The sequence below is a fragment of the Bacteroidales bacterium genome, from assembly GCA_014860575.1.
Taxonomy (GTDB): Bacteria; Bacteroidota; Bacteroidia; order Bacteroidales; family JAAYJT01; genus JAAYJT01.
This window is the reverse complement of record JACZJK010000056.1, coordinates 91,067-107,678: the sequence shown is the minus strand read 5'-3', so window position 1 is coordinate 107,678 and position 16,612 is coordinate 91,067. Positions and strand designations below refer to the sequence as shown.

At 44.0% G+C, this 16,612-nt stretch carries 11 protein-coding genes; 8 read left to right on the top strand and 3 right to left on the bottom strand.

Features of this window, described 5'->3' with window-relative positions; translation table 11 throughout:
- Positions 1-98: 98 nt before the first annotated feature.
- The 3 genes from IH597_15275 (at position 99) to IH597_15265 (ending at position 6,585) form a co-directional block, all read left to right on the top strand.
- Positions 99-623 carry a shikimate kinase gene (locus IH597_15275; GenBank protein MBE0663816.1) on the top strand — a complete coding sequence of 175 codons (525 nt, stop codon included), beginning with the start codon at positions 99-101 and terminating at the stop codon, positions 621-623.
- Between the two features lie 417 nt (positions 624-1,040).
- Positions 1,041-5,162, top strand: a complete 4,122-nt coding sequence (locus IH597_15270; protein ID MBE0663815.1) for a VCBS repeat-containing protein — start codon at positions 1,041-1,043, stop codon at positions 5,160-5,162.
- A 172-nt stretch (positions 5,163-5,334) separates the two neighbouring features.
- Positions 5,335-6,585, top strand: coding sequence for a T9SS type A sorting domain-containing protein (locus tag IH597_15265; protein MBE0663814.1), 1,251 nt, complete (start codon positions 5,335-5,337; stop codon positions 6,583-6,585).
- Between the two features lie 19 nt (positions 6,586-6,604).
- Here IH597_15265 and rlmD read toward each other — a convergent pair whose 3' ends face one another.
- Positions 6,605-8,005: a 23S rRNA (uracil(1939)-C(5))-methyltransferase RlmD gene (gene rlmD / locus IH597_15260; GenBank protein ID MBE0663813.1), complete on the bottom strand. Its 1,401-nt coding sequence runs from the start codon at positions 8,003-8,005 to the stop codon at positions 6,605-6,607.
- A gap of 4 nt (positions 8,006-8,009) precedes the next feature.
- Complete coding sequence (gene hydE, locus IH597_15255; protein MBE0663812.1) at positions 8,010-9,104, bottom strand: [FeFe] hydrogenase H-cluster radical SAM maturase HydE; 1,095 nt, start codon at positions 9,102-9,104, stop codon at positions 8,010-8,012.
- Between the two features lie 411 nt (positions 9,105-9,515).
- Between hydE and IH597_15250 the strand changes: the two genes are divergently transcribed.
- On the top strand, positions 9,516-11,024 hold the full coding sequence (locus tag IH597_15250) for an NAD(P)H-hydrate dehydratase (protein ID MBE0663811.1): 1,509 nt from the start codon (positions 9,516-9,518) through the stop codon (positions 11,022-11,024).
- Positions 11,025-11,095: 71 nt separating this feature from the next.
- The gene (locus IH597_15245) at positions 11,096-13,120 is read left to right on the top strand and encodes an alpha amylase C-terminal domain-containing protein (GenBank protein ID MBE0663810.1); all 2,025 of its coding nucleotides are present in this window, start codon (positions 11,096-11,098) and stop codon (positions 13,118-13,120) included.
- A gap of 4 nt (positions 13,121-13,124) precedes the next feature.
- On the opposite strand, the gene prmC is transcribed toward IH597_15245, so the two are convergent.
- On the bottom strand, positions 13,125-14,012 hold the full coding sequence (gene prmC, locus IH597_15240; protein ID MBE0663809.1) for a peptide chain release factor N(5)-glutamine methyltransferase: 888 nt from the start codon (positions 14,010-14,012) through the stop codon (positions 13,125-13,127).
- Positions 14,013-14,167: 155 nt separating this feature from the next.
- Here prmC and IH597_15235 point away from each other — a divergent pair, with 155 nt between their 5' ends.
- The 3 genes from IH597_15235 (at position 14,168) to IH597_15225 (ending at position 16,609) form a co-directional block, all read left to right on the top strand.
- Complete coding sequence (locus IH597_15235; GenBank protein ID MBE0663808.1) at positions 14,168-14,752, top strand: TetR/AcrR family transcriptional regulator; 585 nt, start codon at positions 14,168-14,170, stop codon at positions 14,750-14,752.
- Between the two features lie 70 nt (positions 14,753-14,822).
- Positions 14,823-15,887, top strand: a complete 1,065-nt coding sequence (locus tag IH597_15230; GenBank protein MBE0663807.1) for a hypothetical protein — start codon at positions 14,823-14,825, stop codon at positions 15,885-15,887.
- Positions 15,888-15,916: 29 nt separating this feature from the next.
- Positions 15,917-16,609 (top strand): ABC transporter ATP-binding protein, encoded by a 693-nt coding sequence (locus IH597_15225; protein MBE0663806.1) that lies wholly within the window; start codon positions 15,917-15,919, stop codon positions 16,607-16,609.
- Positions 16,610-16,612 lie beyond the last annotated feature (3 nt).

Below are 16,612 nucleotides of genomic sequence, written 5' to 3'. Positions count from 1 at the left end.
GTTCTGGTTGCTGGTTCAAAAATTAAAATTACACAATTCCGGCACATACAAACGTAGACGAGTGCTTTTTGCTATTTTTACCCTTTCACTGAAAGCTGATGAGAATATTCTTAACCGGTTATATGGGTAGCGGGAAATCCACACTTGGCAAGAGACTTGCAAACAAGTTGAAGCTGGATTTCATTGACCTGGATGAATATTTCGAGCAAAAATTCCGTACAAGCATCACTCTATTTTTTGAACGCTACGGCGAAGATTCCTTTCGCAAGCTTGAACACGAAGTGCTGAAGGAAGTAATTGAAAAACACGGCAAAATTGTGATCTCAACAGGTGGAGGCACGCCTTGTTTCTTCAATAATATAGATTTGATGAACCGTAATGGAACTACCGTTTACCTAAAACTTCCGCCGGCAGTACTTGCCAGCCGCCTCAGCAACTCACCTTTCCGTTACCGGAGGCCAAAGCTGAAGGGGCTTGATAAAAAAGAGTTGCTGGAAACGGTAACAAGCCACCTGATCGAAAGAGAAAAATTTTACAATCAGGCAAAAGTGATTATTGATGTGTTTGAGATGAAAACAGATGATATTCTGAGCCAACTGTTGATGCACGAAAATCCTGAGTGATCGTGTATTGCCTATTCAGCTCATTTTTTTATCACATTGTCAAGTTTCTGAGAATCGTTCAAAAAGCCTGATTCCACAGTATTAGTAAGCTGATCCAGACCTTACCGGAGAGCTTTTGTCGGGCTACTTTAGTCTGAAATAATAATCTTATCTGCCTCTATTCCTGCGTTTTTCTTAACCTGGGTTGGATCTCCACAGACTTATTGTTGAGAAAAAGAATTAATCGCAACTGTTGATGAAAGTCTCATATTTTATTAGACGATATAATATCAAATTTCAATTCGAAATGGAAGTATTGTAATGATTAGCAATATAATTACACATTCTTACACGGTTCAAAAAAAATCCAGCTCAGAACAAAAGGATAATTCCCGTGTTTTATTTAGATAGATTCAAAATAACGAGAAAAATCATCACATGTTTAAGAAAACTACTCCTCAAAAAACCGGAGGTTGCGGATTTTACCCATCGCACAATTTGTATTATCTGCTAACCTTCACCCTGGCTATTTTAACAACAAGTGTTAGTGCACAGTGGACAACGCAAAGCCCCGTCCCCACTCACCTCGATATCAGAGGTACTGCTGCGCCCGCAACAGACAGGGTATTCCTAGCAACCGAAGATGATTCATTTGATAATGGCGGTTCCCTGTTTGAATCAAATGATGGTGGGATTACCTGGGTTCAGCTTGATGTTCCTGCAAGTTTAGGTAGCTCTTTCTATGGATTGTTTTTTTATGACAACCTCAACGGTTGGGCTTTTGGCAACGAACAATACCGAACCACCAATGGAGGTACCAACTGGACTCAAATCCCATCCCTGGGATCAACGTATTTCATGGAATTTTATACTGCCTCTTTTGGATTGGCCGCCGGTAATTTCGGACAATATATCAGTTACGATGGTGGAATGAATTGGGTAGTTTCGCCAAATGAAATTCATGCCTTCGACTTTATTAACGGCACAACCGGACTTGGAATATCCAATACCGCCATTTACCGAACCACTGATGGAGGTTCTAACTTTGCCTCCGTATATTCAGGTAATCCTACGGATATTGCATTTCTATCAGACAACATCGCCATTGGAATCGCTGATGACACTTTTATCCGCTCAACCGACGGCGGGCTTAACTGGAGCTCAGTTGATTCAGCCCGTGAGCGCAAGTATCTTGTGGTTGTCTCAGCGGATATTGTCCTGGCATGGGGGCGCAGCGGCAATTATCCTGACTATGACGACAGAATGTTCCGTTCCACGGATGGAGGTCTAACCTGGACTGATCTGGATGAGGTAATTCCTGACGGAGTTTACGCTATCACAGTTTCGGGTTCGCAAAATATAGTAGCTGCAGGACTGGAAGGGAATATGTATTTTTCTTCTGATTCGGGTCTTACCTGGACCCAATCATTTATATCACGTGGCCAAAAGCCTGGATATTTGAGCAGTACCGTTCCGGCCTTCGAATCTTCTCAAGTTGGTTACTTTGGTTATGGCGCCGGGTTCGTAATAAAAACTACTGATGGCGGCGCTTCCTGGTTTCAGATATCAAGTGGAACCGGCGAATCCTTGCAGGATATTGACCGGTTTCCCGATGGTGACATGATCATTGTGGGTGATAATGGAACGCTTTTAAAGGGCGACGGCACCTCGCCATGGATACTGGATGAAGTTTTTACCCCCAATGACCTTGCAGCCGTTCATATCCTTTCTTCTACCGAAGCGGTAGTTTTAGATGAAGAAGGATGGGTTTATAAATCCACAGATGGTGGCGATACCTGGGTGGCTGCTACCACCAAACCTGCATTCCTGGCCAGCGCAAAGGATGTACACTTCTCAACAATGCTTGATGGATGGGTGATTGGCCAAAGTTCTAATACCGGCGCACTCTACCATACAACTGACGGCGGTAATTCATGGATAGCTGTCACTGATTTTCTCGGGTACTATGTTAAAGTGGATGTTGTTGGAACGAACATCTGGGCAGCAAATGTTGGCGGCCGGTATTATAGAAGTCACGATGGAGGAAGCACATGGATACAAGGCGATCTTCCTGCTGACCCGCTCCAGATCAATGATATGGACTTTTACAATGAAAATATTGGGTATGCAGTAGGAATGTGGGGTTATGTTTTCCGTACGAATGATGGCGGCATTACCTGGGATATTTTGACAACCCCGCACAGCAATCATACTTTCACTGATATCTATCTGCTTGGGCCAAATGAATTCTGGCTAAGCACAAGCAATGATGTAGCATATTACACGGCTACCGGAGGTCAGAATTGGGCTGTGATGCAAATTGGATCGGAAGGATTTGAATCATTCTATGCAATTGCGGCAAGCCCGGATGGCGAAGCATGGACAGTGGGTTACCAGGGTTATATTGAATATTTTACCGGTTCGCCACCGCCACCTCTTAATTTACCACCGGTTGCTTCTTTTGAGTTTATCACCACGGGACTTACAGTCGCTTTTGATGAAGCCAGTTACGACCCCGATGGCACAGTTGTTAGCTGGAACTGGAATTTTGGTGATGGCAACAGTTCCTCCGAACAAAACCCCACTCACACATTTGATACAGCGAACACGTATATTGTATATCTTACGGTTACTGACGATGATGGAGAAACCGGGAGCGTCGGGCAAGCAATTGTAGTGCAACCCGGCCCGGGCGGTATATTCGGTGATTTTACTGAAGTTACACCATGGGATTCATTGTTTGTCACTCCACAGGAAGAAGATTTCTGGGTTGTTACTACTGCTCCTGCCGATTACGATAATGATGGCGATCTCGATATTGCTGTGCTTGGATATTATGTGGTTTATAATCAGAGTGTGGAACATAAACTGGTTTTGATCCGTAACGATGGGCCTGCTGGCGCTGCTGAATGGGAATTTTCTTACATTGACGTGCCTCTCGGCGATCTTGCGATAGGTTCATCCGATCTTGCCTGGAGCGATGTGGATGGTGATGGTGATCTCGATTTAGTGGTCGGAACAAACGGAAACACTGTGCTTTACCGCAACGATGCCGGAACATTGGTATTGTCTGACACTGAACTCCCGGGCTACTGGGAGGATAATGATCAAGCCGATTTTGACCTGCGCTCAATTACATGGGCTGATTATGATAATGATGGCGATCTTGATCTACTCATACCTTCAGTATATGATTTTAACACTTTTTCATACCGAACCGCATTGATGCGAAATGATGGCCCGAATGGAACAGCTGGTTGGAATTTCACAGAAATTGACTCGGTTTTTGCTCCTACTGCGCATGCTCAAAGTGCCTGGGCTGACCATGATGGTGATGGTGATCTTGATCTGCTACTCGTTAATATCACACCACTTACCGACGATGGGTTCATTCGGATTTATACGAACCAGGGTAACGGAGTGTTTACAGGCGAGGATATTCTTGGTTCGCTGAGTGTTGAACATGGCGAAGCCCAATGGGGAGATTATGATGGCGATGGTGATCTGGATATCCTGGTTGTAGGAAACATAAAAGAAACCAATGGAACTTACAACATGGTTCTCCGCATCTATAAGAATAATTCCGGAACTTATGAAACAATAGACGTTCTTGAATGCATTTCCTGTGAAGGTTGGTTTGACCTTACGGCCGCCACCTGGGCTGATTATGATTCTGATGGTGACATGGATATTCTTTTGGCCGGAACCTACAACCCTGGCTCTCAGATTGAAGGAAGGACTAAGATTTATATCAATGATAACGGGGTTTTCACGGATTCAGAAAACGATTTGCCTGCGCCACGTTCCAGCGGTTCAACCGGTGGTACTTTTTCATGGTTCGACCTCGACAATGATGGCGATCTGGATTACTTCATTGCAGGCCGATACTTTGTACCCGGCGGAAATGGCCTTGTAGAAGCGCAGATGCATATTTATCGCAATGATGCCGAGAATGTGAACAGTCCGCCAAGTTCACCAACAGGACTGGAAGTAATTCCACAGGGAGAAAATATTATGCTGCTATCGTGGATTGCCGCCACAGATGATCATACCCCCAGCCTGGCGCTTACTTATGATCTCGAACTTTACCACAATAACATGCCTGTAGATTTGCCAAATCGCCTTCCTCAACCTGGAAGTATTAGTGCTGTGACAGAGTGGCTTTTAACCGAACTGCAGGATGGATCTTATGAATGGTCGGTTCGTGCAGTTGACGCGGCGTATTCAGGTAGTACTGTTGCTACCGGACAGTTTAATGTTGGGACAACATTTGTTGAATCATTGAATGCGACGGAGCAGAATTATAATTTGGGTCAGAACCATCCAAATCCCTTTACGAGCGCTACAACCATTGAATACCAGATTCTGCACGATGGCTTTGTTTCATTGATCATTTATAATCTTGTCGGAAAAGAAGTTGCAAGCCTTGTAAACGAATTTCAAACTGCCGGAAAACACTCAATAACAACATCTGATCTCAGGCTTACAGCTGGAATGTATTTCTACACGCTGAAAAGCGGAAGGTTTAATGAAACACGAAAAATGATAGTTCTGGAATGATTGAGCATGAGTTCCCAAAGCTCATTTTTTATACTGATATAAATACCCCTCCCTGTTATTAAAAATCACGGCACAAATCCTTGAAATCAATATACTCATGGAGCTCGCACACTAATAGCTTTTTGGTTCAGAACGATATAATAAAACCATATTAACCTGTAATTTTTAGACTATGAAAACTTTTACATTTTTAGCATCATTTACCCTTGCCGCTACGGTTATGCAAGCACAGGATTACCAGATTGATTTTACTGCTTCGGGTGCGAGCACTTCAGTTGATAGCGTTTATGTTGAGAACCTGACGCAGGGCACAACACTTTCCATCAGCGGTGACGATATTTTAAATCTGGTGAGTGGGTTAGGCATAAACTCTATAACAGCAGATATTGATAACATGAGGCTGTACCCAAACCCTATGATAGAAACAACCAGGCTTGAATATGACAATCTGCATTCCGGGTTGGTTAGAATTGAAATCATTAATGAAACAGGTATTCTAGTCGTCGGTCAGAGCCTTACGCTTCAACGTGGAGTTCAGAAATTCGAAATTAATAATCTGAGTGCTGGCGTATATAGTGTAATGGTAGTCGCTTCGGAACGGAGTTATTCCTCCAAACTCATTGCACTAGGTAATAGTTCCGGGAATCCGGAAATCCGCCATCGGGGAAGCAGTGAAATTTCTCAGAATAAGGACTTAAAAAACACAACCGAGTTGATTCAAATGGCTTACGATGAAGGGGAAATGATTCTGTTTAAAGGTTTTTCAGGCGATCATACAGTTGTGTACACTTTGCTGCCTACGCAAAGCCAGACTGTCAATTTTGAATTCGTGGCATGTACCGATGAAGATGAGAACAATTACTCTGTTGTGACCATCGGAACACAAACCTGGATGGCTAAAAACATGAAAACAACAACATACAATAACGGCAATGGAATACCGCTTGTGACCGATCGTGATGAATGGCGGGATTTAAACACAGCAGCTTACTGCTGGTATGAAAACGACGAAGCTTTCTTTGGAGTTTCCTATGGAGCCTTATACAACTGGTTCGCAGTAAACACTGGCATGCTCTGTCCCACCGGATGGCATGTTCCTACGGATGCTGACTGGACAATATTAACGGATTTTCTTGGTGGTGATGGAATAGCAGGTGGAAAACTGAAAGAAACCGGCATTTTTCATTGGGAAGACCCCAACACAGGGGCAACAAACGAATCAGGTTTCACAGCCTTGCCTGGCGGTATACGAAAAGATAACGGAAACTTTGAGGCTGTAAACGAGGAAGGCAGTTGGTGGTCGGCCAGCCAGAGTGGAGGAGACGATGCCTGGTTCAGGTTATTAGCATCTGAGAACGAGGGAGTGGAACGGGACGATGATGAAAAAATTTCAGGGCTTTCCGTCCGCTGTATAAAAGACTGATGCACTCCTTTTCTAAAACCTAATGTTTTTGCAGCAGCACCACATTCTCAATATGATGTGTGTGCGGGAACATATCAACCGGTTGCACTTTCAGAACCTTGTAATGTGCTGACATCAATGCAATGTCGCGGGCCTGGGTTGCAGGGTTGCAACTGACATAAACAATTTTTGCAGGCATCATTTCCAGCAACATCTTAATTACATTTTCATGCATACCGGCACGGGGCGGGTCGGTAATTATCACATCAGGTGTGCCGTGCTCAGCAACAAAGTCGTTGTTCAGCACCCTGGCCATATCACCGGCAAAGAAGCTGGTATTTGAAATGTTGTTGATCATTGCATTTTCAATGGCATCATTTACAGAAGCTTCAACGTATTCAATGCCAATAACTTTCTTTGCCGAAGCGGCTACAAAATTGGCAATCGTGCCAGCTCCTGTATAAAGATCATACACAATTTCATTTCCTGTTAATGCAGCCATTTCGCGGGCGATGCTGTAAAGCTGATAGGCCTGGCTGCTGTTGGTCTGAAAAAACGAGAGCGGACCAATTCTGAATTGCAGATTTTCCATTTTCTCCGTTATGTAGGGCTTCCCGCGATGGTGAACCGCTACCTGATCGCCCAGACTGTCGTTGAGTTTTGTGTTCACAACATATCCCAGCGATGTGATTTGTGGAAACAGTGAGCCGAGGTGGTCGAGCATGGCAAATATCTTTTCCTTGTCGTTGTGGTTCACAACAAGTATGACCATAAATTCGCCGGTATTCGAATTGCGGATGAGCAGATTGCGGAGAAAGCCTTTCCGGTTCCGGTGGTCGTAAAAATCATAAGTGTTTTCCTGAGCAAAAGCTTTCACGGCCAGCCTTATGCTATTTGAAGGCTCGGGCTGGTGATAGCAAGTGTTGATGTCGAGTATGCGATCGAAAAGGCGGGGAATATGAAAGCCCAGGCCATTCATATCTTGCTGATCCACATCGGGGCCATCCGGGTCAGTAAGCCAACGACGGGTGGAGAAAGTATACTCCAGCTTATTGCGGTAATGTGTTTCATTTTCCGAACCCAGGGTTTGCTCCACTTCAGGGAACTCAAACTTGCCAATTCGCTGGAAGCTGTCAATTACTTGTTGTCTTTTGAAAGCCAACTGATGCCGGTATTCCATATGTTGCCATGAGCATCCGCCACAAAGACCAAAGTGTTCGCAAAATGGCTTGGTTCGCAACGAAGAATATTCATGAAACCTGGTTACCCTTCCTTCATAATATGACTTTTTCTTTTTTACTACCTGAATATCGGCAATATCGCCCGGAGCAGCAAAGGGCACGAACACAACCATACCTCCCACTTTTGCCAGGGCTTTGCCTTCGGCACCTGCACTGACTATTTCTGCCTTCTCAAGCAGCGGTAACTTTCTTCTGGCCATGCTTTTATGATTCTTTCCGTGCTTTTTGTTTGCGTTCAATAAAGTGTTTTGAGTCTCCCCATTCATTGTAACCTATGGTGTCGCCAGCCATCTTTATTCGAATTTCGAGGCAATTGCGGCATTCGTCTGCTTCTTCATCAATGCAGGGTTTGTTTTCGTAGAGTTTGTAGTTTTCACGGTACTTTACGGGAGTGAGGTTGGGCATTATCACATTAGCGCCTGCCATCAGTGCTTTTTCACGGCCTTGTGGATCAATGGCCTGCATGGCTGTGGTGGCAGCAATATTAATGTCTTTCATGATGATGCGAAGCAGGGCCACCATTTTCAGGCTCAGGTTGAAGCGTTCAATCCTGGGCAGAAGCTGATCCTTATATTTATACAATGGCGTGTGCTCATGTTCAATGTAAGGTCCCATGCCTGCCATATCCACATCGAGATCCCGGAAAAAAATCAAATCGTCAGCCAGGTGTTCAACAGTTTGAAAGGGCAAGCCAATCATGACGCCGGTTCCAACCTGGTAGCTGGTCTTACGCAGAAAATGCAGGGCTTCAATTCGTTTGTCGTAGCTGTGAAGCATATTATCGGGATGCAGACGCTTGTAAAGGTCACGGTTAGAAGTTTCGATCCTGAGCAAATAACGATGAGCACCGCATTCGTTCCAATAACGGTAGGTATCTTCAGTTTGCTCACCCAATGAAAGTGTAACCCCCAGTTTCCCATCCGAGAGTTCTTTGATTTTCACAAGCATCTTACCGATTTTACGGATAAAAGACTTGTCGGAGCGCTCGCCGGATTGGATCACCATAGATGCATATTTGTTCTCAAAAGCGAATTTAGCAGTTTCAAGTACTTCTTCTTCACTGAGTTCGTAACGATGTAGCTTATGATTCCCTGCCCTCACACCACAATAAAAACAATTTTTCTTGCAACGGTTCGAATATTCTACCAGCCCTCGGTAATACACTTTGCGCCCAACATACGCAGCTTTCACATCAGCAGCTTTCTGGTAAATCAGTTTTCGATCCTGCTCGCCGGTGTTCAAAAGCTCGGCAAGATCATCTTTTTCGAGAAAGTCCTTATTGAGTAATTCCTGAATCATATGTTTTTTCGAAATTGGCTGCAATTTTCTGCAAAAATACACTTTGCAGACGAGAAAAAAATGTGTTCAATTTTACGAATACTGGCAAAAGTGCTACGAATAATAAATAAACCCCTACGAATATACATTTGTTCCATTTGGCATTTCGGAATGTTACATATTTGCATGCAGGATTTGTATAAATGGTACAGCAGGGTGATGCCTGATGTACTGGTGAACCAAAAGGTTCATTTTCCCTCCCTCCCCCTCCTAATAATCATATCGTTCAGGAACCCGCTGCTCCGGCGGGTTCTTGTTTTTAAGAGGGTTTTGTTTGACTCTCGGCATCCTTGTGGTGTGATTCCAAGTTTTACCCTAACTTTACGCAATCGAAAACAAGATTAGAAATTAGGCCACATACCTGAACCAAATATGATTAAAATACTTCCAGCCGGAAAAATCCGTGAGGCTGATACATTTACAATCACCAATGAGCCAATAGCTTCGGTTGATCTGATGGAAAGAGCCGCAGGCCTTTGCTACGATTGGATCGTAAAAAAGAAACCATTTGGCAAAAGCATTAAACTGTTTTGCGGAACCGGAAACAATGGCGGCGACGGGCTTGTTATTGCCCGCTTGCTTACAAAAGCAGGTTATAATTGTGAAGTTTTCCTCGTAAAATTCTCCGAAAAATGCTCCGACGACTTCCTTATTAACCTGCAACGGTTGCAGGAATCAGGGCCTTCACCGATCCAGGATGTTCTAAGTGGTGATGAATTGCCGGTTATCGAACCGGATGAACTGGTGATAGATGCCATGTTTGGCACAGGATTATCAAAGCCAGTAAATACCTTCCCTGAAAACCTTATCGGACATATCAACAAAAGCGGGGCGGTGGTGATCGCGATTGATATATCCTCGGGCATGTTTGCCAATCAATTGCCTGATAGCAGGAATGGAGCCATCATCCAGGCTGATTACACACTCACTTTCCAGTTTCCAAAACTAAGTTTCTTTTTTGCCGAAAGCGAACAATATACAGGAATCTGGGAAGTATTGCCTATTGGTTTGCACCCTGATTTTATTCAATCTACTGATACTGATCATTTCCTTGTTGAAGCCGGGGACATTGCCGCTTTGTTAAAACCCAGGAAAAGGTTTTCGCACAAAGGCAATTTCGGGCATGCTTTGCTTGTGGCAGGTTCATACGGAAAAATGGGAGCTGCTATTTTGGCTGCAAAGGCATGCATGCGAACTGGTGCCGGATTGTTAACGGCACATATCCCGGCAAAAGGTTATAACATTTTGCAAACAGCATTCCCCGAAGCTATGGTAAGCATTGATGAAGAGCAGGAATATTTTTCAGGGGTGAAAGACCTTCAGCCATACAATGCCATTGCAATTGGCCCGGGAATCGGGACAGCGGAACAGACGAAAACCGGTTTAAAACTACTGATCCAAGACTGTCGCGCCCCGCTTATTCTCGATGCAGATGCCCTGAATATTCTTGGAGAGAACAAGACTTGGTTATCATTTCTTCCACCCGGATCAATTCTTACCCCTCATCCTAAGGAATTTGAGCGCATCGCATCCAAATCCAATAACTCACTCGACAGGCTGGAATTACAGCAACAATTTTCGGCTAAGTACAATGTTTTCGTGATCCTGAAAGGAGCGTTTACTTCAATTACGACCCCTGATGGGACGTGCTATTTTAATCCTACGGGAAATCCGGGTATGGCAAGCGGCGGTAGCGGCGACGTGCTTACCGGTATTTTATTAGGCTTACTGGCACAAGGCTATTCACCGCTTACAACTTGTATGGCTGGCGCTTTCCTGCATGGGTTTGCCGGCGATCTTGCCGCAGCAAAAAGAGGCTACGAAGCTTTGATAGCGAGCGATATTATTGATAACCTGGGCAAGGCATTCTTAAAGTTGTAGACACAAAAACTCAAGACCTTGCAATGATTAATTTTACGTAGATTTGGCCACTATAAACAGATCAATAAAATATGGACACCAAGAATTTCCCAATCCCGGCCCTTGTTAAAAAAGATCCCTGGCTCGAACCCGTTGCCGAAGGTGTTTGGATGCGGCAGGAACGTTACCGCCAACGTTTGAGTCAGATTGAAAATGATTTTGGCAGTTTATTGAAATTCGCCGACGGCTATAAGCACTTCGGCATAAACTACGACAGCAAACGCAAAGGCTGGATTTACCGTGAGTGGGCTCCCGGCGCTTTTGCCCTGCAACTCATCGGCGATTTCAATGATTGGGATTACGGTTCGCACCCAATGCAGAAAAACCCTTTTGGGATATGGGAAATATTTCTGACGGAAAAAGAATATAAAAACCGCTTCACACATGGCAGCAAAATAAAGGTACTTGTTGACGGCGCCAACGGAAGATACGAGCGCATTCCGGCTTATATCCGCAGGGTAGTGCAGGATGAAGAATCGAAAAACTTTTCAGGCCAGGTCTGGCTTCCCGAACCGTTTGACTGGAAAGGTGATAAATCTCCATTAGCAACACTCACTGATCTGGTTATTTATGAATGTCACCCAGGCATGGCTCAGGAAAATCCTGGTGTGGGAACCTGGAATGAGTTTACAGAAAATGTTCTTCCCCGTATCAAGGCTGCCGGATACAATGCCATACAATTGATGGCGGTGATGGAGCATCCTTATTATGGCTCATTCGGCTATCATGTTTCGAATTTCTTTGCACCTTCATCGCGTTTTGGCACTCCCGAAGACTTGAAAACGCTAATCAGAACAGCGCATGAAATGGGTCTGATTGTAATCATGGACATGATTCACAGTCATACCGTTAAAAACTTTCTCGAAGGTATCAATTCTTTTGATGGAACCGATTTTCATTACAGTCATGGTGGCGAGCGTGGCAATCATCCGCAATGGGATTCAAGGCTTTTTGATTACGGTAAAACAGAAGTGCAACGCTTCCTGCTGAGCAATATCAAATACTGGATGCAGGAATTCCATTTCGATGGCTTCCGCTTTGACGGGGTGGGATCAATGATGTATTTTCATTTTGGCAATGCCGGTGATTTTGATCAATGGAAATTTTTTACCGATGGCGTTGAATTTGATGCTGTAACCTACCTGCAACTTGCCAACAAACTTGCACATGCCATTAATCCTAAAGCAATTACTATCGCTGAAGATGTTACTGGCATGCCGGGTCTTACAAGTGCGATCCGTGATGGCGGCATCGGGTTTAATTACCGGCTAGGCATGGGCATACCCGATTTCTGGATCGCAACACTTAAAAACAAACGCGATGAGGATTGGAGTGTGAATGATATCTGGAACGTGCTGGTCAACCGGAAAGAAGACGTGAACACAATCGCCTACTGCGAATCGCACGACCAGGCGATGGTAGGCGATAAAACTATCGCTTTCTGGCTTATGGATAAGGAAATGTATGATCACATGACTGTTGGCGATCGCCATCCCGTGATTGAACGCGGTATCGCCCTGCATAAGATGATTAGGCTTGTTACAATTGCACTGGGCGGACAGGCTTACCTGAATTTTATCGGCAATGAGTTCGGCCATCCCGAATGGTTAGACTTTCCGAGGGAAGGCAATAACTGGAGCCATTGGTATGCACGTAGGCAATGGTCGTTGGTGGATAATCCTGATCTGAAATACAAGTTCCTTGCTGCATTTGACAAGGATATGCTAGCGGTCATAAAAGAACATCGAATCCTGCAAGCCGGATATGGCCAACAGCTTATGCTGGACGAAAACAATAAAACCATGATCTTTGAGAAGGGTGGCTTGGTATTCGTTTTCAATTTCCATGTTTACAATTCCATTCCGGATTATGAATTTATGGTTCCCGAACCTGGCAAATACCGCATTGTGCTTAACTCCGACAATGCTGAATATGGAGGCTGGGGACGTGTGGATGAAAGCATTGAGCATTTCAGTTACACCAATCCGGCCAACGGGCTTTCTTATCTGAAAATCTATAATGTGAACCGTAGCGTATTGGTTTTTGAGAAGTTCTAGTATTTCAATAGTCTGTATGGTCTGCTGACTTCCGTGCTTTCACCATACGGTTCTTACCGTTGATATCCTTACGGAGCACTACAGGATCGAAACTTGATTTTACAAACAGCTCAACAACCTTATCGGCAAAATCTTCGTGTACTTCCATATATACTTGCCCATTTTTCTTAAGCCGTGAGTTTGCGAAATCAGCAATGATCCTATAAAATAGAAGCGGGTCGTTATCAGGCACAAAAAGGGCAGTCGCCGGTTCGAACCAGGCAACATTGATGGGCAATAATTCTTTGTTTTTAATCGGGATATACGGCGGATTGCTTACGATTACATCATAGTTTTCATTTGGCCATAGGTTCGGATCACAAAGGTCAGTTTGAAAAAAAGAAACCCTTGCACCAAATTCAATATTGTTTTTCCTGGCAATTGTTAGCGCTTCAGCAGAAATATCAAAAGCATCCACACTTGCATCCTGGAATCTGAGCCACAACGAAATGGCGATGCAGCCACTGCCGGTTCCCAAATCAGCAATCTTTAAATTGTGTTGATCAGCATAATCTTCCAGCACCAAGCGTACCAGCTCTTCGGTTTCTGGCCTTGGGATCAGCACGTCCGGGTTTACACGAAACTCATAGCCACAAAAATGAGCGATGCCGGTAATGTACTGAATTGGCTCATGCTTCAATAACCGTAAAACAGATTGATTAATCTTTTCTTGCGTTGATCTTTCCACGATGCGGCCTGGATTGATGATCATTTCCCTGATATCTATTCCGGCAAAATGATCAAGTAAAATCATGGCAAATTGCCTTGATTCATTGGGCGAGTATTCTGACTCAAGTTGTGAACGCATTTGCCGAAATAGAAGGGTTGCAGATATTTCTGTAAATTTTGCCATGGCGCAAAGTTATTATGCTTTGGGGTTAGAAAAAAAAAGTGTAGGAACCTGGGGTTTAATATGTGAACTTAAATTACAGAAAAATATTTTTCTTACGTTTATTGTTTGATATTAATTTTATCGTACATTAGCTGTCAATTCGTAAGATTAAACAAATGAATATTATTAAGAACGTTGCAAAATACAAGGCCATGATGCAAACCGCCCACGATCTATTCTGGAAGCATGGTTTCAAACGTGTCACCATCGAGGAGGTTTGCCGGAAGGCCAACATAAGTAAGATGACATTTTACAAATACTACCCCAACAAACTTGAGTTGGCAAAAGCTGTGTTTGATGCAGTGGTGGAGGGCGCGATGGATAAATTCAAGAATTTGATGACTGAGGATCTGACAGTAAACGAACGTATGCATGGATTATTAACGCTTAAAATGGAAGGGACAGCCGATGTGAGCCATGAGTTTATCCAGGATTTCTATCGCAACCCCGACCTGGGCTTATCAACTTATATTGAGCAAAAAACAAATGAATACTGGCAAAACATTATTGAAGATTTCAGATCGGGACAAAACAAGGGCTGGTTTCGTGAAGATTTTAAGCCAGAAATAATCCTGTTCGCAGGTCAGAAACTGATTGAACTTGCCAATGATGAGAAAGTTCAGCAACTGTATGCCAATCCGCAGGAATTAATAATGGAACTGGCCAATCTGATTGCTTACGGAATTTCCCCCCGCAACTGAAATGAAAACAATAAACCTGATATTGCTCATGTTCTCTTTTGCGATCCTGTCGAACGCTCAAGATACGCTTATATTCAAAGGGCAGCTATCAGCCTATACGCATTACAATCCAACTAATGAATTGCAACTTTGGACAGGTGGCCGTTACATTCCCCAACTCAACTATAGTATAAACCTTCCACAAAAAAACCTTATTGATTTTGAGGCATCGGCAAACATATACGGTAATGTGGGTATGGAGCCATTTAGTCAGTTTGAAACTGATGGCAACCTCAAACCCTATCGTGCCTGGGCCCGCTATTCGGGCAAGCAGTTTGAATTGCGCCTGGGTTTGCAGAAAATAAACTTCGGGTCGGCAATGATGCTGAGGCCACTCATGTGGTTCGACCAGGTTGATCCGCGCGACCCCTTGCAGCTCACCGATGGTGTTTGGGGATTACTCGGAAGATATTACTTTCTCAATAATGCGAACCTCTGGATCTGGGGCCTATGGGGCAACAAAGAACCCAAAATGTGGGAAACCGGCAAAACCGATCAACAGTATCCGGAATTTGGCGGCAGGTATCAATCGCCCTTAGGCGGCGGAGAAACTGCGTTTACCTACCATTTCAGGGTTGCTGACACGAGGAAGTTTGACAGCCCTTCAATTGCCTTTGATGAAGTTGCTGAAAACCGCTTCGGCATTGATGGCAAATGGGATGTTGGAGTTGGCCTTTGGTTCGAAGCTGCCTGGATTACCAAAAGTAAAAATGTGGGCAGCTTGACGAACCAGCAGATTTTCAACGTAGGTTTGGATTACACTTTCGGTATCGGGAACGGCCTAAACATGGTTTTTGAGCAACTTCTTTTTTCATTCGACCGCAAACCATTTGCTTTCAGCGCTAACTACTGGTTCTCAGGTTTAGCAACCAGTTATCCGGTAAGTATTTTTGATAATCTGCAGGCAATCATCTACTACGATTGGATGAATAACTCATTTTACAACTTCATTAACTGGGGGAAACAATTTAACAAGTTCGATTTCAACCTGATGGCCTACTGGAATCCGGAAATTTACAACATGCCTGCACAAAATACTGACAGGATGCTCTATGGCGGTAAAGGGTTGCAGGTGATGGTGGTATATAATCATTAACGATTTTATTATACTATAAAACTTAAAAAATGGAAACAATTCAAATTCAAAATCTCACCAAGAAATTCCCAATGGGAAAAGGTGAGTTTGTTGCTCTTAAAGGCATTGACCTGAATTTCGAGAAGGGGGAATTTGCCGGCCTGATTGGTCCAAGTGGCTCTGGAAAAACAACGCTTCTAAACATAATAGGATCACTGGATGTGCCATCCTCGGGCGATGTGAATGTACTTGGAAAATCAATCGGGAAACTTAGCTCCAGGGAAGCTGCACGGCTTCGTAAAGAAAACCTTGGGTTCATTTTTCAGAGCTACAACCTTTTGCAGGTTCACACAGTATTTGAAAACGTTGAGTTTCCGTTATTGCTCCTCAGCTATTCGGCATCAGAGAGGAAAAAAATGGTGATGGATGCACTGGAATGGGTTGGGTTGACAGATAAGGTTAAATCAAAGCCGCCGCAGCTTTCAGGTGGAGAATGTCAGAGAGTAGCCATTGCACGAGCCATGGTTAAAAGGCCTTCATTGGTTCTTGCAGATGAGCCCACCGCCAACCTCGATGCAACCAATTCGCATAACATCCTTAAAACCATGGTAAATCTGAACCGTGAGCTAAACACAACTTTTCTATTTGCCACCCATGATGACAAAGTGATCAGTTACCTGCGAAGGAAAATCTTCCTGCTAGACGGCAGGGTTGATAAAGACGAAATAATTTCAGCAAATTAAAAT

What these genes read in the sequence shown, in the direction of transcription:
- IH597_15235 (MBE0663808.1), top strand. Translation starts at nt 14,168, where the DNA reads ATGAATATTATTAAGAACGTTGCAAAATACAAGGCCATGATGCAAACC.
- IH597_15275 (MBE0663816.1), top strand. Translation starts at nt 99, where the DNA reads ATGAGAATATTCTTAACCGGTTATATGGGTAGCGGGAAATCCACACTT.
- IH597_15250 (MBE0663811.1), top strand. Translation starts at nt 9,516, where the DNA reads ATGATTAAAATACTTCCAGCCGGAAAAATCCGTGAGGCTGATACATTT.
- IH597_15245 (MBE0663810.1), top strand. Translation starts at nt 11,096, where the DNA reads ATGGACACCAAGAATTTCCCAATCCCGGCCCTTGTTAAAAAAGATCCC.
- IH597_15225 (MBE0663806.1), top strand. Translation starts at nt 15,917, where the DNA reads ATGGAAACAATTCAAATTCAAAATCTCACCAAGAAATTCCCAATGGGA.
- IH597_15270 (MBE0663815.1), top strand. Translation starts at nt 1,041, where the DNA reads ATGTTTAAGAAAACTACTCCTCAAAAAACCGGAGGTTGCGGATTTTAC.
- IH597_15265 (MBE0663814.1), top strand. Translation starts at nt 5,335, where the DNA reads ATGAAAACTTTTACATTTTTAGCATCATTTACCCTTGCCGCTACGGTT.
- prmC (MBE0663809.1), bottom strand. Translation starts at nt 14,012, where the DNA reads ATGGCAAAATTTACAGAAATATCTGCAACCCTTCTATTTCGGCAAATG.
- hydE (MBE0663812.1), bottom strand. Translation starts at nt 9,104, where the DNA reads ATGATTCAGGAATTACTCAATAAGGACTTTCTCGAAAAAGATGATCTT.
- rlmD (MBE0663813.1), bottom strand. Translation starts at nt 8,005, where the DNA reads ATGGCCAGAAGAAAGTTACCGCTGCTTGAGAAGGCAGAAATAGTCAGT.